Origin of the sequence: Microbispora sp. CL1-1, assembly GCF_012034195.1 — a bacterium.
In the GTDB taxonomy this organism is placed as follows: domain Bacteria; phylum Actinomycetota; class Actinomycetes; order Streptosporangiales; family Streptosporangiaceae; genus Microbispora.
This window is the reverse complement of record NZ_JAATEK010000003.1, coordinates 230,363-254,470: the sequence shown is the minus strand read 5'-3', so window position 1 is coordinate 254,470 and position 24,108 is coordinate 230,363. Positions and strand designations below refer to the sequence as shown.

Here is a 24,108-nt window from a genome sequence, read left to right as displayed (position 1 = left end):
ACTGTGCACGTTCACAGAAGCAGAATCGAGGGGGAGACGTTGCCCGGATATCCCGTCCTGCCCGAGGGGCTCGCCTACGGCGGGGACTACAACCCCGAGCAGTGGCCGGAAGAGGTGTGGCAGGAGGACGTCCGCCTGATGCGCGAGGCCGGGGTCACCCTGGTCACCGTCGGCGTCTTCAACTGGGGACTGATCGAGCCGCGGGAGGGCGAATACGACTTCTCCCGGCTCGACCGGATCCTCGACCTGCTCCACTCGGCCGGGGTGTACGCCGACCTCGCCACCCCCACCTCATCGCCGCCCACGTGGTTCCGCCGCCGCTACCCCGGCAGCCGGCTCGTGGACAGGGAGGGCCATGTGCTCGGCGGTGGCTCGCGGCACAGCTTCTGCCCGAGCTCACCCGACTACGCCGCCGCGTCCGAGCGGGTCGTCGCCGCCCTGGCCGCGCGGTACGCCGGCCATCCCGCCGTGGCGATGTGGCACGTGCACAACGAATACGGCTGGGCCAACGCCCACTGCTACTGCCCGACGTCGGCCGAGGCGTTCCGCGCCTGGTTGCGTGAGAGGTACGGGGACGTGGGCGCGCTCAACGCAGCCTGGGGCACCACCTTCTGGGGGCTGATCTACGGCTCGTTCGACGAGGTCGAGCCGCCCGTCGCCGCGCCGGTGGGCCTGGTTCCCGGGCTCCAGCTCGACTTCATGCGGTTCTCGGTCGACGCCCACATCGCGTGCTTCCGCAGGGAGCGCGACACGATCCGGCGGTTCAGCGACCTGCCCGTCACGACCAACTTCATGATCCCCAACTGCAAGCCCATGGACTACTGGCGCTGGGCGGCGGAGGTCGACGTCGTGGCCAACGACCACTACCTCGACTCGGCCCGCGCCGATTCGCACATCGAGCTCGCCATGGCCGCCGACCTCACCCGGTCGGTCGCCGGGGGCCGTCCGTGGATGCTGATGGAACACTCGACGGGCGCGGTCAACTGGCAACCGCGCAACCTGGCCAAACGGCCGGGGGAGATGCGCCGCAACACCCTCGCCCACGTGGCGCGCGGCTCGGACTCGGCGATGTTCTTCCAGTGGCGCGCCTCCCGATATGGCGCGGAGAAGTTCCACTCGGCGATGGTGCCGCACGCCGGCACCGACTCCGGGATCTGGCGCGACGTGGTCGCGCTCGGCGCGGACCTGCGCGCGCTGGCGGAGGTCAGGGGCGCGCGGGTGACCGCCGAGGTCGCCGTGGTGTGGGACTGGGAGTCCTACTGGGCGCTCGAATTCGAGTGGCGGCCCTCGGCCGACCTGCGCTTCCGGGAACGGATCGAGGCCTACTACGAGGCGCTGTGGCGCGAGCACGTCACCGTCGACTTCGTGCACCCGTCGGCCGACCTGTCGCCGTACCGGCTGGTCGTCGCGCCCAGCGCCTACCTGCTCGCCGAGGCGGCGGCGAAGAACCTGCACCTCTACGTGGAGGCGGGCGGCCATCTGCTCGTGTCGTACTTCTCCGGCATCGTAGACGAGAACGACACCATCCACCCGGGGCCTTATCCCGGGGGGCTGCGCGACGTGCTCGGTGTGGCAGTCGAGGAGTTCCACCCGCTCCGCGAACACGAGACCGTCACGCTGCGCTCGCCGGGCTCGCTGGTGCCCGGGGCTACGGGCCGGATCTGGTCCGAGCGCGTACGGCTCGCGGGTGCGGGAGCCGTACGCGAGTTCGCCGACGGGCCCGACGCCGGCCATCCCGCCGTCACCCGGCACGACCTGGGAGCGGGCAGCGCCTGGTATGTGTCCACCGCGCTCGACGGGGAGTCGGGCCTGCGCGACCTCGTCGCGGAGGTGCTCGACCACGCGGGCGTGTCCCGGCCGCGCGGCCTGCCCGACACGCTGGAGCTCGTACGGAGGGGCGACCACCTGTTCCTCATCAACCACGCGGACGCGCCGGTGACGGTCGACGGGGTGACCGGTGCCGGCGTGCTCGACGGCGCCGCGTACGACGGCTCGGCGACGGTGCCGGCCGGAGGCGTCGTGGTCGTCCGCACCTGACGCCCCGGCGTCGTGCCGCACCTGACCTGCGGCACGCTGCCGGGTGACCCGGGGGAGTCCGCTGCCGTCCGCCGGGCTGTACCCCGGATGTCCGGCCACCTCCGCAAGTCAGGCGGCCCGCCAGGAACTTCGGTGTCTGACGGGGCGGTCTCAACAGGCCGGAGGACTACTCGGCGAACAGCTCGTCGGCCGTCGTGATGATGGCGACCTTGCGGGCCCAGGCGTCCAGCCGGTTCATGTCCTCACACCGCTGGACGGTTGCGGATGAGTTCGAGCGGCAGCTCGTGATCGATACCGGGCATGACGGAGACGTTACTGACTGTTGTCGGTCGATTGCCGCGTGTTCTCCAAAATGGCGGTGATTGGCGGCTTTACTGGGCGGGGTCAGGACTCGGGAACGGCTTCCCACTCGTGGCAGGGGCTGAGCGGGTGGTGCTGGTAGATCACGCCGACGGCGGGGTGAGGCCAGCCGAGGATGACGGTCTCGCGCTCCGTGTGCGGAACCGGCTCGCCGAGGTCGGCGGCGGTGACGGGCTGGCCGCCCGGGCCGCAGACACACTCGGGGCTGCCCTCGTGGTCGATCACGTCGTCGAGCGGCATCACGTGTACGAACCTGTCCATGTCACCTACCTTGACGGGGGATTGCGGTCACATTACCCCAAACAGATACAAACAGGAATAACTTGGACAAATCCGGACTCCTGTCAACCCATTGACGTTTGTTGGGATGGACGGCAAACTAACTCCACAATCGCCGGATGAGCCGATGGAGTGCCGCAATGCCGTACCGTCCCCCATTGATCGCGCGCGAGTTCTTCGTGGCGGATCCTCCAGAGCTTCCGGTGCGCGAGCCGGGCGAGGAGGGCCTGTCCGCGCTGACCAGCGCGGAGGTGGTGGCCTCCGACGGGCAGGGCGTGACGCTCAAGGGCTCCACCACGGCCGAGGAGACGCTCGTCGTGCAGATCACGGTCGCGGGTGAGGGGGTGATCCGGGTGCGTCTGTCGGAGGATCCCGACGCGCGCACCCGGTCTGCCCGCGCGATCTCGATGGTCACCCCCGGTGAGTACGGCGGGGCCGTCGTGGAGGCGAACCACAGCCGTGTGGTGGTCGACGCCGGGTCGCTGCGGGCCGAGGTGCGGCTGAACCCCTGGAGGCTGCGCTTCACCGACCGGGCCGGCCGGACGCTGGTCGAGCAGGACCCGGGCCACCCCGACATCAGCGGCCGGCTGCGCACGCTGCCGTTCGGCCGCTCCTCCGTCGACGGCAAAACCGTCGCCTATCACGAGACGTTCGTGGCCCCGGCCGACGAGGCGTTCGGCGGTTTCGGCGAGTCGTTCACGCCGCTCGACAAGCGCGGCCAGCGCCCGCTCATGTGGAATTTCGACGCGTTCGGCGCCGAGTCGCAGCGCGCGTACAAGAACGTGCCCTTCTACCTGTCCAGCAGGGGGTACGGCATCTGCGTCGACAGCGGCACGCCGGTCGAGTTCGACGTGTGCCAGTCGACGCACAGCGCCGTGCAGATCATCGTGCCCGACGACCTCATCGACTACTACGTGATCGCGGGCCCCACCCCCGCCGAGGTCCTCGACCGGTTCGACGGGCTGACCTGCCGGCCCGAGCTGCCGCCGAAGTGGGCGTTCGGCACCTGGATCTCCTCGGGCTTCTTCCGCGACAGCCAGGAGCGCGTGCTGGAGCGGGCCAGGAAGATCAGGGAGCGGGGCATTCCATGCGACGTGCTCCACCTCGACTGCTACTGGCAGGCGGACGGGCACTGGTCGGATCTCCAGTGGGACCCCGAGACGTTCCCCGACCCGGCGGGCATGCTGGCCACGCTCAAGGAGCAGGGCTTCAAGGTCTGCCTCTGGATGAACTCCTACATCTCGCACCTCAGCCCGGCCTTCGGGGAGGCGGCGGAGAAGGGCTACTTCCTCAGGCGGCCCGATGGCGAGACGTACGTCGCCGACACCTGGCACGGCTCCTACCCCGCCTGCGGCATCGTGGACTTCACCAACCCGGAGGCGGTGGAGTGGTTCAAGGGTCTGCTGCGCGAGCGCCTGCGTGAGGGCGTGGCGGCGTTCAAGACCGACTTCGCCGAGGGGGTGCCCGCCGACGCCGTGGCCTTCAACGGCATGACCGGCACCGAGCTGCACAACGTCTACACGCTGCTGTTCAACGACATCGTCTCGGACGTGACCCGCGAGGTGAACGGGCACGGCCTGGTCTGGGCCCGTTCGTCCTACCTCGGGGGCCAGCGGCACTCGGCCCAGTGGAGCGGCGACGTCGACACCACCTACTCCGCGATGGGCAGCACGATCAGGGGCGGGCTGTCGCACGGCCTGTCCGGCATCCCCTTCTGGAGCCACGACGCGGGCGGGTTCACCGGCACGCCCAGCCCGGACCTCTACATCCGCTGGTCGCAGTTCGCCGCGCTGTCCCCGCTCGTACGGTTCCACGGCACGACCACCCGGGAGCCCTGGGAGTTTCCGCCGCACGCCGAGCAGGCCGCCATCGAGGCGCTGCGGCTGCGCTACCGGCTCATGCCGTACATCTATTCGGCGGCCGTCACCGCGGCCGAGACGGGCGCGCCGATCCTGCGCGCCCTGTGCGTCGACTATCCGGACGACCCGGTGGCCTGGCAGGCCGACCTGCAGTACCTGCTCGGCACCGACCTGCTCGTCGCCCCGATGACCTCCGCCGACGGCACCCGGAAGGTCTACCTGCCCTCGGGGGTGTGGGTGGACTACTGGACGGGGGAGACCGTCGACGGCGGGCGTTACGTCACGGTGTCGCCGCCGCTCGACCAGATCCCCCTGTTCGTACGGCACGGCTCGCTGATCCCGGTCACCGAGCCGGGCGACACGGTGGCCGACGACCCGCGGGTCTCGCTGCTCGCCTTCGGCCTGCCGGAGCGCGAGAGCCGTACGACGATCAGGGACCTGGACGGGGACACGACGGTCACGGCGGTGCGGGACGGCGACCGGCTGGTCGTCACCGCCGAGGGCCCCAAGCAGATCGACGGCGTCGAGTTCGTCGGCCCCGGCGCCCCGGTCGTCATCAACTAGAAACCCCCTGGAGAAAGACCATGTTCAGAGTAGGCAGGAGCGTGGCGGTGGCGGCGCTGGCCGCGGCCGCGCTCGCGCTCACCGCGTGCGGCGGCTCCTCTTCGGATGGTTCGGGTGGCAGCGGCGGCTCCGCCGAGGGCAGGACCCTCACCCTCTGGCACTACGAGACCGGCAACAGCGCCATGGGCACCGCCTGGGCGCAGGCGATGAAGGACTTCGAGGCCGGCCACCCCGGCGTCAAGGTGAAGTTCGAGGAGAAGGGCTTCGAGCAGATCCAGAAGACCGCGGGCATGGTCCTCAACTCGGACCAGGCCCCGGACATCATGGAATACAACAAGGGCAACGCCACCGCGGGCCTGCTGTCCAAGCAGGGCCTTCTCACCGACCTGACCGAGGAGGCGACCAAGCGCGGCTGGGACAAGCTGCTCAGCCCGTCGCTGCAGACCACCGCGAAGTACGACGACCGCGGCATCATGGGCTCGGGCAAGTGGTTCGGCGTGCCGAACTACGGCGAGTACGTGATGGTCTACTACAACAAGGACATGTTCGATAAGGCGGGCATCAAGGTGCCCACCACGTTCGACGAGTTCACCGCCGCGCTCGACGCGTTCGCGAAGAAGGGCACCACGCCGATCGCCATGGCCGGCGCCGAGTATCCGGCCCAGCAGCTGTTCTACCTGCTCGCGCTGAACAAGGCCGACCGGTCCTGGATCGACTCCTTCCAGCTCTACAAGGGCAAGGTCGACTTCCATGGGCCCCAGTTCACCTACGCCGCGCAGACCTTCTCCGACTGGGTGAACAAGGGCTACATCAGCAAGGACTCGGCCGGCATGAAGGCCGAGGACATGGGTGTGGCGTTCATCGGCGGCAAGTTCCCGATCATGGTGTCGGGCAGCTGGTGGTTCGGCCGTCTCCAGGCGGAGATCAAGGACTTCACGTGGGGCTCGTTCCTGTGGCCCGGCCAGTTCGCCCCGGGATCCAGCGGCAACCTGTGGGTCGTGCCCGAGAAGTCCGAGAACAAGGACCTCGCCTACGACTTCATCGACATCACGATGAAGAAGGAGATCCAGAACCTGCTCGGCAACTCGGGCGGCGTCCCGGTCGCGGCCGACCCGGCGGCGATCACCGACGCGCAGAACAAGGAGCTCATCGAGAACTTCAACAAGCTCTCGACGCAGGACGGCCTGGCCTTCTACCCTGACTGGCCGGCTCCCGGCTACTACGACGTGCTCGTCGCCGGCATCCAGGAACTGATCAACGGCAGCAAGAAGCCCGAGGAGGTCCTGGACGAGATCGCCCAGCCGTACGACGACAACCTGGCCGACATCGGCAACTAGTGACGGGCGGGTCCCGGTGGCCTGAGCACGGCGGGACCCGCTCTCCCCCCGACCCCGGCGGCGGGGCTACCTGACCGGTCTCCGCCGCCGGTCCCCCTCTGGAAAGGTCTGCACACATGGCACCACCCGTCGCGGGCGCGGCCCGCCCGCGCGGGAGGAGCGGCTACTGGCTCTACCTGGTTCCGAGCCTGGTGCTGTTCCTCGCGATCATCGTCGTCCCGTTCCTGATGAACGTGGCGACGAGCTTCACCCGCTGGTCCGGCGTCGGCACCCCGACCTGGATCGGGCTCGACAACTACACGAAGTTGTTCAAGGACGAGCGTTTCTGGGCGTCCTTCGAGCACAACGTCGCACTGATCATCGCGATGGCCGTGGTGCCGACGATCATCGGCCTGGTGCTCGCCGCAGCGCTGTTCGACTACATCGCCAAGCGGTTCGGCGGGCGTACGGCCTCGGCCCTGCGCGCGGCGTTCTACCTGCCGCAGGTGCTGCCCGTCGCGGTGGCCGGCGTCGTGTGGGGCTGGATGCTCCACCCGTCGTACGGCGCGGTGAACGAGATCTTCGGGATCAAGGTCAACTGGCTGGGCGACCCCGACATCGCGCTCGCGACGGTCATGGCGATCATGGTGTGGTTCCAGCTCGGCTACCCGGTCGTCATCTTCATGGCCGGGCTCCAGCGGGTCGATCCCTCCCTCTACGAGGCGGCCGAGATCGACGGCGCCTCGTGGTGGCGCAGGTTCTGGCACATCACGATCCCGCAGATCCGGCCGGAGATCTTCGTGGTGCTGCTGACCTGCACGATCGCGGCGCTCAAGGTGTTCGGACCGATCTTCGTGCTGACCAGGGGAGGCCCCGGCTCCTCGACCATGGTGCCGTCGTACTTCTCCTACCTGAACTTCTTCGAGAAGGTCAACGTCGGCTACGGCTCGGCCATCGCCACCGTGCTCGCCCTGATCATCGTCGTGGTGACCTTCCTCTTCCTGCGGGTCCAGGAAGGCGGCCAGGAGCGTGACCAGGAGAGTGGCTCGTGAACGCCGATCGCACCTTCCGCCAGCCGGGACGATGGGCCGTGCTCGCGGCGCTGGTCGTGCTCGCCGTCGTGATGCTCTTCCCCTTCGTCATCGTCACGCTCAACGCGTTCAAGTCCCCGGCCGAATACTCCGCGAACGGCCCGCTGAGCCTGCCCCACGGGCTCTACCTCGACGGGATCGTCGACTTCTGGAATCGCGTCGACTTCGGCCTGAAGCTCTGGAACAGCTTCCTGATCAGCGGCGTCGTCGCGGTCGCCGCGGTGGTGCTGTCGCTGCTCAACGCGTACGCGCTGGGCATCGGCAGGGTCCGCGGCCGGCTGTGGATCCTCGTGCTGTTCCTGGTCGCCAACACGCTGCCGCAGGAGTCGCTGGTCTACCCGCTCTACTACCTGTCGAAGGAGGTGGGGCTGTACGACTCGAAGCTCGCCGTCATCCTCATCTTCACGGTGATCCAGGCGGCCTTCGGGACCTACCTGCTGTCGTCGGTGCTCGGGCAGTTCCCCCGCGGCATCCTGGAGGCGGCCGAGCTCGACGGCGCGAGCAGGTGGCGCACGCTGTGGGGCATCGTCGTGCCCATCAGCCGCCCGACCCTCTCGGTGCTGCTCATCTTCTTCTTCATCTGGACGTGGAACGAGTTCTTCCTGCCGATGGTGTTCCTCATCTCCAACGACAACCAGACCGTGCCGGTCGCCCTGGGCGTCCTGCAGGGCGAGAAGATGATGGACGCCACCACCTCCAGCGCGTCCGCGCTGCTCGGCATCGTCCCCGCCGTGGCCTTCTTCCTCATCTTCCAGCGCACGCTGACCCGTGGCGTCACGGTCGGCGCCATCAAGTAGCACCCCCGAATACACGCGTCACTACCTGACCTGGAGGCGCAATGTCCCATCGCCGTTCGGCGATGCTGTCCGCGTCGGCCGCCCTGGCTCTGGCACTGAGCCTGGGCGCCGGCCCCGCGAGAGCGGCCGGCGACTATCCGTTCCGCGACCCGTCGCTGCCGCTCGCCCAGCGCGTCGACGACCTGCTCGGCCGGCTCACGCCGGACGAGAAGGTGGCGATGCTGCACCAGTACGCCCCCGCGATCGACCGCCTCGGCATCAAGCTGTTCAAGACGGGCACCGAGGCGCTGCACGGCGTCGCCTGGTCGACCGACTACACGAACAACGGCGCGGTGGTCACCGCCAAGGGCACCGTCTTCCCCCAGGCGGTCGGCCTGGCCAGCACCTGGGACACCGACCTGATCAAGCGGGTCGGCTCGGCCGTCGGCGACGAGGCCCGCGGCTACCACGCCGAGAACCCCACCGTCTGGGGGCTCAACCTCTGGGCGCCCGTGGTCAACCTGCTGCGCGACCCCCGCTGGGGACGCAACGAGGAGGGCTACTCCGAAGACCCGCTGCTCACCGGCGCCATCTCCGCGGCGTACGGCTCGGGCCTGGAGGGCGACGATCCCGACCACCTGAAGACGGCGCCCACGCTGAAGCACTATCTGGCCAACAACAACGAGGTCACCCGCGACACCTCGTCGTCGGAGCTGCCCCCGCGGGTGAAGCACGAGTATGACGAGGCGGCCTTCAAACCGGCCATCGAGGCCGACGCGGCGACCGGCGTGATGGCGTCGTACAACCTCGTCAACGGCCGGCCCAACACGGTCAACCCCGACCTGAACGACGTGGTCCGCTCCTGGACCGGCCGCACGCTGTTCAACGTCACCGACGCCGGTGCTCCGAACAACCTGGTCAACTCCGAGAAGTACTACGCCACCCAGGCCGAGGCCGACGCCGCGCTGATCAAGGCGGGGCTCGACAGCTTCACCGTGGACGACGCCAACGGCGCGCCGACGGTCGCGGCGGTCAAGGAGGCGCTGTCGAAGGGGCTGCTCACGCAGGCCGACGTCGACAACGCCGTACGGCACCAGCTCGGCATCCGGTTCCGGCTCGGCGAGTTCGACCCCGACGGCGGGCCGTACGGGAAGATCACCAAGGACGTGATCAACAGCCCGGCGAACCGGAAGCTGGCCCGCGAGACCGCGGCCAAGGCGATGGTGCTGCTGAAGAACTCCGGCGGCACGCTGCCGCTGAAGCCGGGCAAGAAGGTCGCCGTGGTCGGCCCGCTGGCGAACGTGCTCTACACCGACTGGTATTCGGGCAGCCTGCCCTACAAGGTGACCCCGCTCGACGGGATCAAGGAGCGGGCGGCGTCGGTGGCGTCTTCGGAGGGCGTCGACCGCATCGCGCTGAAGGACGTCGCGACCGGCAGGTACATCAGCGCCCCCGCGTCCGGCGGTGACCTCAAGGAGAGCGCGACGGCCCTCGGCGACACCGAGCAGTTCGACGCGTTCGACTGGGGTCAGGGCGTGCTGACGCTGCGCAGCGTGGCCAACGGCAAGTACGTCAGCCGGGCCAACTGGGCCACCCTCGCCAACACCGCCGACCAGCCGTCGGGCTGGTTCGTGCAGGAGCAGTTCACGCTCGAGCCGCAGCCGGACGGCACCGTCCTGCTGCGGTACGCCGGCTACGAGACGGCCTACGACTGGTTCGGGCCCGGCAAGTATGTGAAGGCGGAGGCCGACGGCTCGCTCGGCCTGACCACGGCCGACCAGGCCACGCACTACGCCAAGGAGATCGTCTCGCGCGGCGTGGACGACGCCGTCGCCAAGGCCAAGGCCGCCGACGTGGCGGTCGTCGTGGTCGGCAGCATGCCGTTCATCAACGGCCGCGAGGACCACGACCGCACCGACATGAACCTCGCCGAGGGGCAGGAGGCGCTGGTCAAGGCCGTGAAGGCGGCCAACCCCAACACGGTGGTGGTGCTGGAGAACAGTTATCCGACCACCATCAACTGGGAGCAGGACAACGTCCCCGCGATCCTGTGGACCACCCACGCGGGCGCCGAGACCGGGCACGCCCTCGCCGACGTGCTGTACGGCGACGTCAACCCGGCCGGGCGGCTCACCCAGACCTGGTATCGGTCGGCCGACGAGCTGCCGGGCATCCTCGACTACGACATCGTCAAGAAGGATCGGACGTACCTGTACTACAAGGGCAAGCCGCTCTATCCGTTCGGCTACGGCCTGTCGTACACGTCGTTCTCCTACCAGGGCCTCAAGGCCGTCCAGAAGGGCGACGCGTACGAGGTCTCTGTCAAGGTGACCAACACCGGCTCCCGGGCGGGCGACGAGGTCGTGCAGCTCTACACCCACCAGCACCGCTCGCGGGTGAAACAGCCGGTCAAGCAGCTCCGCGCGTTCGAGCGGGTGACGCTGGCGCCGGGGCGGACGAAGACGGTCGCCTTCACCGTCAAGAAGAGCGACCTGGCGCTCTGGGACGTCACGCGCGACAAGTGGACCGTCGAGAACGCCACCCACGACGTGCTCGTGGGGTCGTCCTCGGCGAACATCCGCCAGCGGGCGACGATCAACGTCAAGGGTGAGAACATCCCGCACCGCGACCTGTCGAAGACCACCCGCGCGGTCGACTTCGACGACTACTCGGGCATCCACCTGGTCGACGAGACCAAGGTGCGCGGCGACGCGGTGGCGGGCGCGAACGGCGGCTGGATCGCCTTCAAGGACGTCCAGCTACGCAAGCCCCGCACGGTGACGGCCGGGGTGGCCTCCACGAGCGGCGGGAGCATCGAGGCGCGCCTCGGCTCGCCGACCGGCGCCAAGGTGGCCACGATCCCGGTCGCCGCCACCGGCGGGATCTACAACTGGGCCGCCGCGACCGCTCCCGTCTCCGGCGCGAACGGCGTGAAGGACGTGTATCTGGTGTTCGGCGGCGACGTCCGGATCAAGGACCTCGCCCTGAGCTGAGGCTCCCCGCCGAGAACGACGGACGCCCCGGACGACGGACGCCCCGCGTACCTGCGTGGGGCGTCCGTGCCGGTTCAGGGCGCCGGTTCAGGGCACAGGGTGCAGGGTCAGAGTGCAGGGTCGGAGTGCAGGGCCAGGGCGCCGGGTTCGGAGAGCGCGTTCGGAGAGCGTGTTCAGCCCGGGGTGATGTGCAGGAGCCAGTAGGTGTCCTTCGTGCCCGTGATTTCGGCGAACAGCCGGACCCGCCGGCCGGACAGGTCGACGATGTGGACCCGCCAGGGCGTCGAGCCCTTGTCGAAGACGAGGAGGTGGTCCTCGTTGAACCAGCCCCACAGCGCGCCGTCGGCCGGAAGGGGAAGGCTCGCCCGGCGTCGGCCGGAGTCGGCGTCCACCACGCACGCGCGCCGGTCATCGCCGGGACACAGCGCCGCGAGCAGACGTCCGGAGGGGGAGAAGCCGGCGTCGGCGGTCCAGCGGACGCCGTCGATGGTCCGGCGCGGGGTCCCGTCCAGGTCGTAGACGCGGATGCCGTCCGCCCCGGGGGCCGCCTGCCGGATCACCGCGGACCCGTCGGGCGTCCACCGGTAGACCGGGGCGGCCGCCGCGGGGGCGTTCTTCTCGTCCTCGCCCTCGACCTCGGTGAAGGACACCTTCCTCGCCGGCACGTCGACGACCGCGAAGCCCACCGGCCGGGGATCGCGGTCCGGCTCGGCGGAGACCGTGAGCAGCAGCCGGCGGCTGTCGCGGGACCACTCCGGGGAGCCCGCGAGGAGCGGACGGTCCACCGTGGGGACCGAGAACCGCTCACCGGTCCCGCGGTCGGTGAACAGCACCTGATTGTGCAGGTCCGACACGCGCTGCGGGGTCTGCGCCACCGCCGCGACCAGCCTGCCGTCCGGGGACACGACCGGGTCGAGCAGGCCGTCGAGCTTCTCGTACGCGGCCCGGCCGGGCTCCCGGACGTACGCGGGCTGACTGAACGGACCCGTCTGCACGAGGAACGACGTGACGCGCACCGGGTCGCCGGGCGCCTCGTAGAGCGTGGCCCGCAGCTCCGGCACGGCGACGCGGTCCGCGACCGGCGCGGGCGGGCCGCTCAGGGCGGGACGGGGGCGCGGCGGCGGCACGTCAGGGCGGGTCGCCACGTAGGCCGCCACGCCCGCGCTGAGAACCACTCCCGCGCAGGCGGCCGCGACCGCGCGCCGCACGCTGGTCCGCTTCTCCCCGCCGTCCTTTTCCCCGCCGCGCTGGATTCGGCCGCGCTGGATTCGGCCGCGCTGGATTCGGCCGCGCTGGATTCGGCCGCCCGGCACGGCGGCCTCGTCCTCCGCGCTCTCCGGACGGCCGGAGGCGGCGTCGGAGCCGCGATGGAGGAGCCCGGCCGTGTCCTCGGCGGGGCGTGCGTTCTCGGCGGGGCGGCCGAGCAACCGGAGCAGTGCCTGCGCCGCGGCCGGACGGGCGGCGGGATCCTTCCGCAGGCACTCGGACGCCACCTCGCGCAGGTCTCCGTCGAGCGCGCCGAGATCGGGCTCCTCCGTAAGCACGCGGCGGATGATCGCGGGGACCGTGTCGTGCCCGAAGGGCGGGACACCGGTGGCGGCGAACACCACGACCCCCGCCCACGCGAACATGTCGGCGGCCGGAGCGGGCGGTGCGCCCCGCAACTGCTCGGGGGCCATGTAGGCGGGGGTGCCCAGCACTCCCTCGCCGGTGATCTCCACCGCGTTCCCGGGGCCGAACGCGCGGGCGATGCCGAAGTCGATCACCCGCGGGCCGTCGGGGCCCAGCAGCACGTTGGCCGGCTTCAGGTCACGGTGGACGACGCCCGCCCGGTGGATCGCCGCCAGAGCGGTCACCGTGCCGATGGCCAGGCGCCGCAGCTCCTGGCCACGCAACGGACCCCGCTCCGCCACGGCCTGCTGCAGCGTCGGGCCCTCGATGAACTCGCTGACGATGTACGGCAGGCCGTCCGCCGTGCCCACCTGGAGCACCTGGGCCGTGCAGAACGACGCCACCCGGGGCAGCACCTCCGCCTCCCGGCGGAACCTGGCGTCGGCCTCCGGGTCGCCGGTGGCGTGCAGGACCTTCACGGCGACCCGTTCGCCGCGCCCGGACTCCGCGAGGTAGACGACGCCCTGTCCACCGGAGCCGAGCCTGCCCAGGACTCGGTGGCCGCCCACCTCGGACGGATCGCCGGGGCGCGGGGGAGAGACGGCGCCGGGCATGGCGGTCAGCGCGGGGTGAAGGAGAACTGAACCGGCTTGTCCGGACGCTTCCGGGCCTCCGCCAGGACCCTGACCCCCCTGCCCTTGAAATCCGTCACGACCGCACGCACCCGGTCCTCGCCGGCGGGCTCGCTCACGATCAGGTGCTCCTCGTCGTACCAGCCGAGGACGCCGCCGCCCTCGTGACCGGGGACCGTCCTGGCGCGTTCGCCCGTGACGGCGTCCCACAGGCAGACGGCGTTGCGCTTTTCGCACCCCGTGGTGGCGAACAGGCGGCCGGACGGCGAGAACACGTCGCCCGCGCCGACCGAGGGCCCCGTCCAGTGCATGCTCCGCAGCAGCCGCCCGGACAGGTCCCACACCCGGGTGCCGAGGGCCTGCTCGGGTGTGGTGTAGGGGCCGATGACCCCGGCCCCGTCCGGCATCCACCGGAAGTAGCCCACGGCGCGCGCCGACTCCGGCAGCGCCAGGTGCGCCTGGGCGTCCTCGGCGTTGGCCGTCTGGACGAAGCGGGCACGGCGGGTCGCCGGGTCGGCCACGAGGAACCCGGCCGGATAGACCGCGTCCGTGCCCTTGCCGTAGTCGTAGACGGTGAGCAGCAGCCGGGCGCCGTCCCGGGACCACTGGGGGCCCGAGGAGATGTAGGGCGAGCCCAGGCCGGTGACGGTGAACCGTTCGCCGGTCCGCCGATCGGTGAACGCGATGGACTGGCGCTCGGATTCGGCCACGTAGAGCGAGTTCAGCACGGCGAGCCATCTGCCGCCGGGGGACACCTCCGCGAGGACCACGTCGCCGCCGACCGCCGTGAAGCCGCCCTGGGGGAGCCGGGCGTAGGCGAGGTCGGTCCGCCCGTCGGCCGCGGCGTGATAAGAGGTGAGGATCACGGGGTCGGCCGGCTCCTCGTGCAGCGTGAGCCCGGGTGACGCACCGGCGGACACGGTGGACACGGTGGACACGGCGGACGCGGCGGACGCGGCGGACACGGGGGAGGCCGGAGCGGCGCCGGTCACGCCGATCGCATCGGTCGTGGCGGTCGTCGCGGTTGCGGGCGGCTGCCGGGCCTCGCGCGGCGTCAGGGCGTACGCTCCGCCGCCGCACACGAGCGCGATGGCCGTCCCCGCGGCGGCGAGCGTGAGCCACGAACGGCCCGCACGGGACGTGGGCGTCCGGCCGGAGGGTTGCGTGGGCGCTTCCCGCGCCCCTTCCGCGGCCGGCGCGGCCTCGGACAGCTTTTCGGGGATCCACTCGGGGATCTTCTCGGGGATCAGCGTGTCCAGGCCGCCGGAGTGCCCGATCAGGCGAAGCAGGACCTCCTCGGCCCGGGGCCGGGCGCCCGGCTCGGCGGCCAGGCAGTCGGCGACGAGCTGCCGCAGGTCGCCGTCGAGCGGGTCGAGGTTCGCCGCGCCGTGGGCCAGGCGTTCCTCCTCGGTGAAGGGGGCCCGCCCGCTCGCCGCGTACACGACGGTCGCGGCCCAGCCGAACACGTCGGCGGGCGGGCCCACCGGATCGCCGGCGGCCTCCTCGGGGGAGCTCCACAGGAGAGGGTTGGGCGCGGCGGAGCCGTCGCAGAGCAGACGGGGACCGTCAGGGCCGAGCACGATCCGGTCGGGCCGCACGTGCCCCGCACGCAGCCCGGCGCGGTGCAGGGCCGCGACCGTGGTCATCGTGGCGATCGCCAGCCGGTGGAGCGCCGGGCCGGAACGCGGGCCCTCGGCGGCGACGTCCTCCTCCAGGGACGGTCCGTCCACGTGCTCGGTCACCACGTAGTCCGGGCCGGAGCCGACCACGAGCGCGGCTCCGACGACGGCGGCTCGCCGCAGCGCCTCCAGCCGCGCCGGGCCGGGACGGGCCGTGGCGGGGAACCGCTTCACCACGACCCGCTCCCCGGAGGGGGACATGGCCGTGTACGTGGCCTCGCCGAGCCGCCCGGTGAGGCGGTACGGACCGAGCGCGGCCGGGTCGCCCGGACCCGGCGGTGCGACGGTGGGCATCGGTCAGCTCCCTGTGCTGGAGAAGGGGGTGCCGGAGGAGGGGGTGCCGGATAAGGGGGTGTAGGAGAAGATCAGGTCGTCGGTGTCGTCGGCCGGGGCGATCTCGGCGAGCACCCGCTGCTGCCGTCCCCGCTCGTCCATGACGACGACCTCGTGGTTCTTCCGGGTCGGGTCGATCAGGAGAAGGTGCGCGTCGTCATACCAGCCGAGGAACACGGCGCCGGAAAAGAAGATCGCGATCGAGTGCCTGCGGACGCCGGTGGCGGTGTCCCACAGGCACAGGGTGCCGCCGCTCGGGCAGTACGTGACGAAGAGCCGCCCTGAGGGGGAGAAGAGACGGCGGCCGACACCCGGACCCACCCAGGGCAGGTCGCGCGTCTGCCGTCCGGTGAGGTCGCGGAACCGGACACCGTGCCCGGAGCCGGTGGCGTGGCCGACGGCGACTCCCGATCCGTCCGGCAGCCACGCGTAGGAACCCACCCCCTGCTCGTGCTCGTCCTGCGTGTCCACGTACGACGAGGTCCGCGTGGCGGGGTCGAGCACCACGAAGCCCGTGGGGGTGTTCTTTCCGGTCATGACGGACAGCAGGAGCCGGGCGCCGTCACGAGACCAGACGGGCCGGTCGAGCTTCCCGTCCGGGGCCGGCGCGGCGAGGGCGAACCGCTCTCCGCCGCGCTGGTCGCGGAACTCGACGGACCCCTTCTTGGCCTGGACAAGCGCGAGCCAGGCCCCTCCTGGGGAAACGAGCGGCTCGACGTCCGGCGTCTCCAGCTTCTCGAACGCGTCCCCCGTCCGCAGGTAGGTGTCCGGACCGACCCGGTAGCCCGTCATCCGTACGGCGTCCTGAGGGCTCTCGTGCAGCGTCATGCGTACGCCGGGCACCTTCAGGCGGGTGGTGGCGGCGGGAGGCGTGGGCGGGTCGGCGGCGGCCGAGACGATCTCGACCGGCGGCGGCGACGTCGTGACCGGGCCGGTCGCGGCGGCCTGGCGCAGCGCGAGCGCGTGGCCGCCGCCGGCCGAGGCGAGGGCGATCACGAGCCCGGCGAGAGCGAGGGCCGGCCGCCTCCACCGGGCCCGTGTGCCTCGCGCGGACCCTGCCGCGAACTCTGCCGCGGACTCTGCCGCGGACTCTGCCGCGGACCCCGCCGCGGGCCGCTGCGGGGCCGGTGCGGCGTCCGTGCCGCCGGGCTCGCCGCGATCGTCCCCGGACGCGGCGGCGGGAAGCGCCATGCGTGGGCCGCGGTCGACGGGGACGGTGAGCAGGGAATGGCCGACCAGCGTGAGCAGGGCGTCGGAGGCGGTGGGGCGGGCCGCCGGGTCCTTCGCGAGGCACCCGGCGATCAGGCTCCGCAGCGGTTCCTCCAGCGCGGACAGGTCCGGTTCGCCGTGCAGCACCCTGGTGACGACGGCCGCGGGCGAGCCCGCCTCGAACGGCCGGTGTCCCGTGGCGGCGAAGACGACGGCGCCCGCCCAGGCGAACACGTCGGCAGGCGGCCCGGTGGCCCGTCCGGCAAGCTCCTCCGGCGTCAGCCCGTCGAGGTCCACGGGCAGGGTGGCGCCGCGGTCGGCCCCTGGATGGGCCCCTGGATCGGCCCTGGCATCAGCGGCGGCGTCGCCGGGAGGGGCGGCCGGTCTCAGCAGCGGGGCGATGCCGGCGCCGGTCACGCGAGGGCCGTCCGGGGTCAGGATCACGGCGTCCGGGCCGAACGCTCCGTGCACGGCTCCGGCTTCGTGGACGGCGACCAGCGCGGTCGCCGTCCCGACGGCGAACCGGTAGAGCGCCGGCTCCGGCAGCGGCCCCCGAGCGGCCACCTCCTCGGACAGCGTGGGCCCGTCAACCGGCTCCGTCACGACGTAGGGCCTGCCCCCGCTGGTGCCGGCGTCGAGGACGGGCACGAGGTGGAAGGCGGGAAGCCGCCGTACGGCGTCCACCGCGAGGAGGAAGGCGTCGGGGTCGCCGAGCGTCACGTCATACAAGGTGACGATCACATGGCCGCCCGCGTCCGCCTCAGCGGAGTAGACCACCGCGTGTGCGGTCTCGGTGATCCGGCCGAGCAGCCGGTAGTCACCGAGCCGCTCCCGATCGTCCGGTCGTAACGGGCTGGTGGCGAGCAACTCGCCCTCCGTTTCGAGGCGGTCCGTCTCTGGAGGCCCCCATTATGCGTCGATCACGGGGCCTGGGAAGGATTTCGTCGGGCGATCAATCACGCTTTCGCTATTCTCCCCCATATGGCCGAATCGCTGAGGGGGACGCTGGCCTCGCGATACCACCTCGTACGCCCGCTGGGCTCCGGTGGCATGGGCACGGTGTGGCTGGCCAGAGACTCCGTGCTCGACCGCGAGGTCGCGATCAAGGAGCTCCGCCTCCCCGAGGGCCTCGGCGAGCGCGAGCGGGCCGAGCTGATCGCCAGGGTCATGCGCGAGGCGGAGGTCACCGCTCGCGTCCGGCATCCCGGGATCGTCGCGCTCCACGACGTGCTCCTCCAGGACGGCAGGCCGTGGATCGTCATGGAGCTGCTGCACGGCCACGATCTCGCCCGGCAGATCACCGCGTACGGGCCGATGCCGTACCGGCAGGTGGCGGACCTCGGCGCCCGCCTGCTCGACGCGCTGTCGGCCACGCACGCCGAGGGCGTGCAGCACCGGGACGTCAAGCCGGGCAACGTCTTCCTCTCCGCCGACGGCCGGGTGCTTCTCACCGACTTCGGCATCGCCCGTCCGGCCGACCAGGCGTCGATCACCGAGGCCGGGCTGATGGTCGGCTCACCGGGATTCATCGCCCCGGAACGGCTCGCGGGTGAGCCGGGCGGCCCGGCCTCCGACCTGTGGTCGCTCGCCGCCACCCTCTACACGGCCGCCGAGGGCGTCGCGCCCTACCAGGGCAGGCATTCCGAGGTGATCCGGGCGACCCTCACCCAGGCTCCCCGTCCGCCGGTGCTCTCGAGACCGCTCGGCCCGGTGCTGCTGTGGATGATGGCGCGCGAACCGGCCGCCCGCCCCGACGCGGCGACCGCGCTCGGGCTGCTGCGGCAGGTGGCCGACGGCGGCGTGCCCGACCTCGACTCCCGGCGCGGCCTGCGAATCGAGGCGCGCAAGCGGACTCCCCGGTGGTGGTACGCCGCCGGGGCCGTCGCCCTGACCGGCGTCGCGGCCGCCGTGGCGGTCGTCGTGCTCTCCGCCGGGCCGGACGAACGGCCGAGCGACCCCGTGCACCGGGTCTCGCCCACCTTCAACGGCGCCGTGGACCTGTGCCGCGCGCTGCCTGCCGGGGAGGTGCGGCGCGTTCTGGGCGCGGCGGCGCAGCCACGGCCGGGCAAGACGAGCTGCCAGTGGACCGTGAAGGGCAGCGGCATCGAACTCAGCGCGGAGACCGACTCCGACACCCCCGAGCCGTGGAAACTCGACACGGCGGCGGCGCAGACGCTGATGGAGGGGCTGCGCAGGCAGTACGCCTCGGGGCCGCGCGACGCGAGCTGGCTCTGGTACGAGATCGGCCTCGACAGCAGGACCCAGGTCATCGAGACGGCGGCACGGGACACACCCGACGTCGCCGACGAGGCGTTCGCCTTCGACCTCACCACCCCCGACGGCAAGGCACAGGCCGCGGGTGTGTACTTCCGGCTCGGCGACCTCGTCCTGCGGCTCCAGTTCGCCGATCTCGACGTGAGCTCCCCGGCCGACCTGCGTGACCGGGCCGTCTCGGCCGCCTCGGCGGCGGCCGAGGGCCTGAGAGAGCTGGCCTGACCGTGGACGTGCTCGCCGGGCGTTACCGCCTCGCCGAACCGCTCGGCGAGGGCGGCGGCGGCACGGTCTGGCGCGCCCACGACGAGCTGCTGCGGCGTGAGGTGGCGATCAAGCAGCTGCACGTCCCGCCGGACCTGGACGAGCGGCAGCGCGCCGACTTCCTCGGCAGAGCCATCGAGGAGGCCCGGGCGGCCGGGCGGCTCACCCACCCGTCCATCGTCACGGTCCACGACGTCGTCGGGCACGCCGGGCAGCCGTGGATCGTCATGGACCTGGTGCCGGGCCGCTCCCTCGACAAGATCATCCGGGAGGACGGGCCGCTCGCGTCCGAGCGCGTGGCCGAGATCGGGCTGGCCGTGCTCGACGCGCTGGAGGCTGCCCACGCCCGGGGCATCCTGCACCGCGACGTCAAACCGGCCAACGTCCTCATCGGGCCGGATGGCCGCGCGCTGCTCACCGACTTCGGGATCGCCGCACCGGTCGGCCGCACCGGGAACTCCTGGCAGAGCTCGGCGGGGTCGCCCAACTACATGTCCCCGGAACGGTTCCGCGACGAGCCGGACGGGCCGCCCTCCGACCTGTGGTCCCTCGGGGCCACGCTCTACACCGCCGTCGAGGGGGAGCCGCCGTTCCACCGCAACATGGCGGCCGCGCTCGTCGCCGCCGTCCTGCTCCACGAGCCCCGGCCCATGACCCGGGCCTCGCGGGTGCTCACGTGGATCGTGCTCGCCCTGCTCGACAAGGACCCGGCGCGTCGCCCGCCGCCCGAGGTCGTACGGCAGGCCCTGCACGCCGCCGCCGCGCCGCCGGCCTCCACGTCGGCACCCGCCGGCCGGCCCGGCGGAATGTGGCGGCTTGTCGCGATCGCCGCGGTGGTGGTCGTCGTCGGCCTCGCGGCGGGACTGGGCGCCTGGTTCCTCGTGTCCGGGAAACAGGGCGGCTCGGGGCGGTTCGACGGCGTCCCCGACGCCTGCCGCAGCCTGACCACGGAGCAGATCCGCGACGTCCTCGGCGCCACGCCGCGTGGGAGACCCGCCGCCGAGGGGCGATGCGAGTGGAAGGAGCACGCCACCGGCCACGACGGGACGATCACGGTCGGATACCGGTTGCCGGCCGATGGGGACGGGGAGGCCGCGGCCTCCCGTGACCTCGCGGCGGAGCGGGCCGCGCGGTGCCCCGCCGCGCGCGACCTGCCCGGGATCGCCGACGAGGCCTTCACCTGCGACTCCTCCGACCCCGCCACCGGGACCACCGGGGCCACGGTCTGGTTCCGCCTCAGCAATCTCATCGTCGAGGTCGCCTACCGGCGCAACGGTGACCCCTCGGTCACCCCCGCCGACCGGCGCACGGCCGAGCGCGCCGCCGAACTCGTCGGCATCGGGCTCGGGTGACCTCCCGCTCAGCATCTGTAGGAGACCCCCATGACCAGCGGTGACGACGCCCCCGTCGAGCCCGGCGCGACGCCTCCCCGGGACGACCGCCCCGGGCAGGGACTGCCGCCGTACCCGCACCCCCAGCCGGGGGTTCCGCCCTACCCGCCCCCGTACGGCCCGCCGCCCGGCTCACAGTCGGGTCCCCAGCCTGGCTCGCAGTCGGGTCCTCAGCCTGGTCCCCAGTCGGGTCCTCAGCCTGCGTCACCGTTCGGCCCGCCGCCTGGTTCACAGCCCGGCTCACCGTTCGGTGCCCAGCCCGGTTATCAGCCGTCCGCCGCACGACCGGGACTCCCGCCCGGCACGCCGGGGGCTCAACCGCTACAGCCCGGTGCGTACGGTCCGCCGCTGCCGGGTGCGTACCCTGCCGGTCCGCAGCAGGGCGGGTACGCCGGGCCGCCACCGCAGCCGGGCGCGTACCCGGCTGGTCCTCAACCGCAGGCGGACGGGTACCCCGGTGGGCAGCAGCCGCCGGGTGGGTATCCGGGAACGCCGCCCGGGTCCCAGCCGCAGCACGGGGGGTACCCCGGTGCGCAGCCGCAGCCGGGCGCGTATCCCAGTGGGCAGCCGCAGCCGGGCGCGTACCCGGCTGGACCTCAACCGCAGGCGGACGGGTACCCCGGTGGGCAGCAGCCGCCGGGTGGGTATTCCGGTTCGGGGCCTGGTGCGCAGCAGCAGCCGGGCGCGCAGCCGCAGCAGGGCGGGTATCCCGCCCCGGGGCCCTATCCCGGTCCGTCGGCCGGGCCGCAGCCGTATCCGGGTGCCGCGCCCGGCGGCGCGCCGCAGCCGGAAGGGTATCCCGGGGCGTCGAGCGGTCAGGGCCTGCCGCAGGCGGGGCATCCGGCCGGGCCGCCTCAGCCCCCGGGTTCGCAGCCGCCCGCGTCGCAGTCGCCCCAGTCTCAATCACCGCAACCGCAGTCACCCCAGCCGTCTCGATCATCGTCGTCGTCACCGCAGTCGAATCCCTATCCCTATCCGTCCCAGGGCGGGCAGAGTGGCCAGAGCAGCCAGAGCGGGCAGAGTGGACAGGGCGGCCCGCCGTCCGGGCAGCCGGGACAGGGCTGGCAGGCGGCGACGCCGCCTCCGCCCGAGCTGTGGCAGATGCCGACCCAGCCCTCCGCTCCGGCGCGGCGGGGATGGGTGCTGCCGGTGGCGGCGGTCGTCGCCGTACTGGTGGTGGCCGGGGGGACGTTCGCCTTCATGACGATGCGGCAGACGGGGACGACCACCACCAAGGCGGGTGCGACGACGACGGCGGCGGCGACGGCCAGGAATTCGGCCACGGCCGCGCCGGTGGCGGCGACCGCCGACGTGTGCTCGATGCTCGACCCGGACGAGGCCGAGCGCCTCGTGCCGGGAGCCACGATCGACTCCTCGACGAACGACAACCGCGGCGACAGCCTCGTCAGCTACGTCCGCTACACGTGCGGCTGGGTCAACCGGAACATCTCGTACAAGGACCTCATCCGCAGCCGTGAGATCACGGTGAACGTGTCCAAGTACGAGGCGATCGGGACGACCACGGCCGAGAAGTCCGCGCGGATCCAGTTCGACGGAGAGTTCAAGCAGTACAAGTACCAGGAGACCCACTCGGACAAGGAGCACTACTACTCGCCGGTCCAGGAGTACCAGGGCATCGGCGACCAGGCGGCCGCGCAGTACCAGTGGACGCGGGAGGGCGACAAATACTGGTACTCCTTCGGCCAGGGAGTCGGCCGGGTGGGCGACGTGGTCTTCCAGGTGAAGTACGAGGCGAGCCAGAAGAAGAAGGAAGCCGATTTCCTCTCGACGGAGTCCACGCAGTCGATCACCGAGGAGAACGCCCTGCGGGAGGTGAAGGGGCTGCTCGGGCAGCTCGCCAAGTCGGTGACCGCCTGGCGGGCCGGACAGCCGCTGCCCTATCACGCGCGTCCCAAGCCGAGCCCGACGCCGTCGCCCTCGCCCACGAAGATCCCCCTGCCCCGGGCCTGCGTGAGTCTCACGACGCTGGCGGCCACCCTGGTGCCGGACACCGAGGGCGTGGCGGTGCGGAGCAAGGAGGGCAAGTCGAACGTCTCCCAGTGCCAGTGGTGGAACGAGAAGCTGCCGCTCGGCGGAGGCAAGGTCCGGTGGCGCAACCTGCGGGTCGCCATCCACACCTTCTGGGACGAGGAATCCGCCCGCTACTACCTCATCGACCAGCGCTCGAAGACCAAGTTCACGGCGAACAGCCAGATCGGCGGCATCAAGTGGGGCAAGGTCGAGAAGCTGACCGGCCTCGGGCAGGAGGCGTTCGGCCAGGCGATCCGGCAGCGCACCGACACCGCCCAGGGCAACCGGTACGAGATCTACGCCCTGGACGGCAAGAACGTCATCTGGGTGCTGCTGTCCGGCAGTGACCGCCCGGAGAACACACCGATCAACTCGGCCGATTCCGTGCTCATGGACCCGAAGGAGGCGGCCACCGGGGCGAAGTCCGTGGCCAAGGCCCTGCTCGACGCCCTGTGAGGCGGTGTTCGTGCAGATTTAGGCGGGTATTTCCCCCCTCGACCGCGAGTCGACGGGGGGAAAACCATGGCTACATGTGAGGTCTGCGGCAACGACTACGACATGGCCTTCGAAGTGCACAGCCAGGGAGCGGTGCACGTCTTCGACAGCTTCGAATGCGCCATCAGCCGGATGGCGCCCGTGTGCGAGCACTGTGGGTGCCGCATCGTGGGCCACGGCTCGGAGTTCGACGGCCGCTGGTTCTGCTGCGCGCACTGCGCCCGGGAGGCGGGCGCGACCAGGATTGTCGACCGAGAGGTCACGGGCGCCGTCGCACGCTAGGGAGCGTCCGGCGCATGCTGCCCGTCGCGAGCGCGGCGCCGTACGGGCCGCGCGCAGCAGAGCCATGATCTGTGTCAGACACGACCAAGAGCGGCGGGCCGCCCTGACGGTCATGAGGGCCTCCGCGCGGGATCCACTCCCGCCGGAGGCCCTCATGCCGCGCGACACGCTCAGGGCTCGAACCCGACCAGGCGGATGATGAGGAATCCCTCGCCCTCGCGTTTGGGCGGCAGCGTGGTGCCGGGCACGGCCTCGAACACCTCCGGGTGCTCGTCCCTGGTCACCACGCAGAACAGGTCGTCCGACAGGGTCATGCCCAGCGCCATGGCCCGCCTCGCCGCGGCGTGGAAACTGCCACCCGCCTCCAGGTCCGCGGCGACCGTCTCGGCCGCGGGCCGGTCGGGCACCCGGATGCGGGCCACCCGGGCCCGTTCCGGCCGGGCGGAGCGGGCACGGAGATAGTCCTCGATCTCCCACACGAGCAATTCGCCGAGGTAATGCGACATGTCCCTCTTCACGGTGCTCAGGCTCGCCTATGGCGGTTGATTCCCGTTTGCACTCCGGTTGCTCCCCGATTCGCCTCCGGTGCTCGGCTTCCGCGGTTCGCCCCCGGTGTCCGCCCCCGGTGTCCGCCC

16 protein-coding genes are annotated in these 24,108 nt (G+C 71.7%); 10 read left to right on the top strand and 6 right to left on the bottom strand.

The features are described from left to right. Positions 1-39 precede the first annotated feature (39 nt). On the top strand, positions 40-2,037 hold the full coding sequence (locus HCK04_RS05395; RefSeq protein WP_240971009.1) for a beta-galactosidase: 1,998 nt from the start codon (positions 40-42) through the stop codon (positions 2,035-2,037). A 384-nt stretch (positions 2,038-2,421) separates the two neighbouring features. On the opposite strand, the gene HCK04_RS05390 is transcribed toward HCK04_RS05395, so the two are convergent. Beyond that, positions 2,422-2,658 carry a hypothetical protein gene (locus HCK04_RS05390; protein ID WP_142645751.1) on the bottom strand — a complete coding sequence of 79 codons (237 nt, stop codon included), beginning with the start codon at positions 2,656-2,658 and terminating at the stop codon, positions 2,422-2,424. 176 nt (positions 2,659-2,834) lie between these two features. Here HCK04_RS05390 and yicI point away from each other — a divergent pair, with 176 nt between their 5' ends. From yicI to HCK04_RS05365, 5 genes are all read left to right on the top strand, one after another. Further along, positions 2,835-5,099 (top strand): alpha-xylosidase, encoded by a 2,265-nt coding sequence (gene yicI / locus HCK04_RS05385; protein WP_240971007.1) that lies wholly within the window; start codon positions 2,835-2,837, stop codon positions 5,097-5,099. A 20-nt stretch (positions 5,100-5,119) separates the two neighbouring features. After that, a complete protein-coding gene (locus tag HCK04_RS05380; protein WP_142645749.1) occupies positions 5,120-6,436 on the top strand; it encodes an extracellular solute-binding protein in 1,317 nt (438 codons plus the stop codon). A 116-nt stretch (positions 6,437-6,552) separates the two neighbouring features. Next, positions 6,553-7,467, top strand: a complete 915-nt coding sequence (locus HCK04_RS05375) for a sugar ABC transporter permease (protein WP_142645748.1) — start codon at positions 6,553-6,555, stop codon at positions 7,465-7,467. Further along, positions 7,464-8,303: a carbohydrate ABC transporter permease gene (locus HCK04_RS05370; RefSeq protein ID WP_260617126.1), complete on the top strand. Its 840-nt coding sequence runs from the start codon at positions 7,464-7,466 to the stop codon at positions 8,301-8,303. The genes HCK04_RS05375 and HCK04_RS05370 overlap by 4 nt, the downstream gene beginning before the upstream one ends. Positions 8,304-8,344: 41 nt before the next feature. Continuing rightward, positions 8,345-11,275, top strand: coding sequence for a glycoside hydrolase family 3 protein (locus HCK04_RS05365; RefSeq protein WP_142645747.1), 2,931 nt, complete (start codon positions 8,345-8,347; stop codon positions 11,273-11,275). Between the two features lie 173 nt (positions 11,276-11,448). Here HCK04_RS05365 and HCK04_RS05360 read toward each other — a convergent pair whose 3' ends face one another. Genes HCK04_RS05360 through HCK04_RS05350 form a run of 3 tightly spaced genes read right to left on the bottom strand, consistent with a single transcriptional unit; the run spans position 11,449 to position 17,606 of the window. Further along, positions 11,449-13,500: a serine/threonine-protein kinase gene (locus HCK04_RS05360; protein ID WP_168065673.1), complete on the bottom strand. Its 2,052-nt coding sequence runs from the start codon at positions 13,498-13,500 to the stop codon at positions 11,449-11,451. Positions 13,501-13,505: 5 nt separating this feature from the next. Then, positions 13,506-15,491: a hypothetical protein gene (locus HCK04_RS05355; RefSeq protein ID WP_168065671.1), complete on the bottom strand. Its 1,986-nt coding sequence runs from the start codon at positions 15,489-15,491 to the stop codon at positions 13,506-13,508. Between the two features lie 3 nt (positions 15,492-15,494). Next, positions 15,495-17,606 carry a protein kinase family protein gene (locus HCK04_RS05350; RefSeq protein WP_142645745.1) on the bottom strand — a complete coding sequence of 704 codons (2,112 nt, stop codon included), beginning with the start codon at positions 17,604-17,606 and terminating at the stop codon, positions 15,495-15,497. Between the two features lie 114 nt (positions 17,607-17,720). Between HCK04_RS05350 and HCK04_RS05345 the strand changes: the two genes are divergently transcribed. Both HCK04_RS05345 and HCK04_RS05340 read left to right on the top strand, forming a co-directional pair. Continuing rightward, a complete protein-coding gene (locus tag HCK04_RS05345) occupies positions 17,721-19,235 on the top strand; it encodes a serine/threonine-protein kinase (RefSeq protein ID WP_142645744.1) in 1,515 nt (504 codons plus the stop codon). 2 nt (positions 19,236-19,237) lie between these two features. Next, positions 19,238-20,626 (top strand): serine/threonine-protein kinase, encoded by a 1,389-nt coding sequence (locus tag HCK04_RS05340; protein WP_168065669.1) that lies wholly within the window; start codon positions 19,238-19,240, stop codon positions 20,624-20,626. Between the two features lie 360 nt (positions 20,627-20,986). Here the strand turns inward: HCK04_RS05340 and HCK04_RS05335 are convergent, their stop codons facing one another. Next, positions 20,987-21,505, bottom strand: coding sequence for a hypothetical protein (locus tag HCK04_RS05335; protein WP_142645742.1), 519 nt, complete (start codon positions 21,503-21,505; stop codon positions 20,987-20,989). 261 nt (positions 21,506-21,766) lie between these two features. Between HCK04_RS05335 and HCK04_RS05330 the strand changes: the two genes are divergently transcribed. Beyond that, the gene (locus tag HCK04_RS05330; protein ID WP_142645741.1) at positions 21,767-23,152 is read left to right on the top strand and encodes a hypothetical protein; all 1,386 of its coding nucleotides are present in this window, start codon (positions 21,767-21,769) and stop codon (positions 23,150-23,152) included. 66 nt (positions 23,153-23,218) lie between these two features. Beyond that, positions 23,219-23,473, top strand: a complete 255-nt coding sequence (locus HCK04_RS05325; protein ID WP_142618158.1) for a hypothetical protein — start codon at positions 23,219-23,221, stop codon at positions 23,471-23,473. A 170-nt stretch (positions 23,474-23,643) separates the two neighbouring features. Here HCK04_RS05325 and HCK04_RS05320 read toward each other — a convergent pair whose 3' ends face one another. Beyond that, positions 23,644-23,991, bottom strand: coding sequence for a hypothetical protein (locus tag HCK04_RS05320; protein WP_142645740.1), 348 nt, complete (start codon positions 23,989-23,991; stop codon positions 23,644-23,646). Between the last annotated feature and the right edge of the window lie 117 nt (positions 23,992-24,108).

Excerpts from the sequence above, each read along its gene's own strand:
- HCK04_RS05335 (WP_142645742.1), bottom strand. The coding sequence starts at position 21,505 with ATGCCCCGCCTGCGGCAGGCCCTGACCGCTCGACGCCCCGGGATACCC.
- HCK04_RS05325 (WP_142618158.1), top strand. The coding sequence starts at position 23,219 with ATGGCTACATGTGAGGTCTGCGGCAACGACTACGACATGGCCTTCGAA.
- HCK04_RS05365 (WP_142645747.1), top strand. The coding sequence starts at position 8,345 with ATGTCCCATCGCCGTTCGGCGATGCTGTCCGCGTCGGCCGCCCTGGCT.
- HCK04_RS05330 (WP_142645741.1), top strand. The coding sequence starts at position 21,767 with ATGCCGACCCAGCCCTCCGCTCCGGCGCGGCGGGGATGGGTGCTGCCG.
- HCK04_RS05360 (WP_168065673.1), bottom strand. The coding sequence starts at position 13,500 with ATGCCCGGCGCCGTCTCTCCCCCGCGCCCCGGCGATCCGTCCGAGGTG.
- HCK04_RS05390 (WP_142645751.1), bottom strand. The coding sequence starts at position 2,658 with ATGGACAGGTTCGTACACGTGATGCCGCTCGACGACGTGATCGACCAC.
- HCK04_RS05380 (WP_142645749.1), top strand. The coding sequence starts at position 5,120 with ATGTTCAGAGTAGGCAGGAGCGTGGCGGTGGCGGCGCTGGCCGCGGCC.
- HCK04_RS05355 (WP_168065671.1), bottom strand. The coding sequence starts at position 15,491 with ATGCCCACCGTCGCACCGCCGGGTCCGGGCGACCCGGCCGCGCTCGGT.
- HCK04_RS05375 (WP_142645748.1), top strand. The coding sequence starts at position 6,553 with ATGGCACCACCCGTCGCGGGCGCGGCCCGCCCGCGCGGGAGGAGCGGC.
- HCK04_RS05345 (WP_142645744.1), top strand. The coding sequence starts at position 17,721 with ATGGCCGAATCGCTGAGGGGGACGCTGGCCTCGCGATACCACCTCGTA.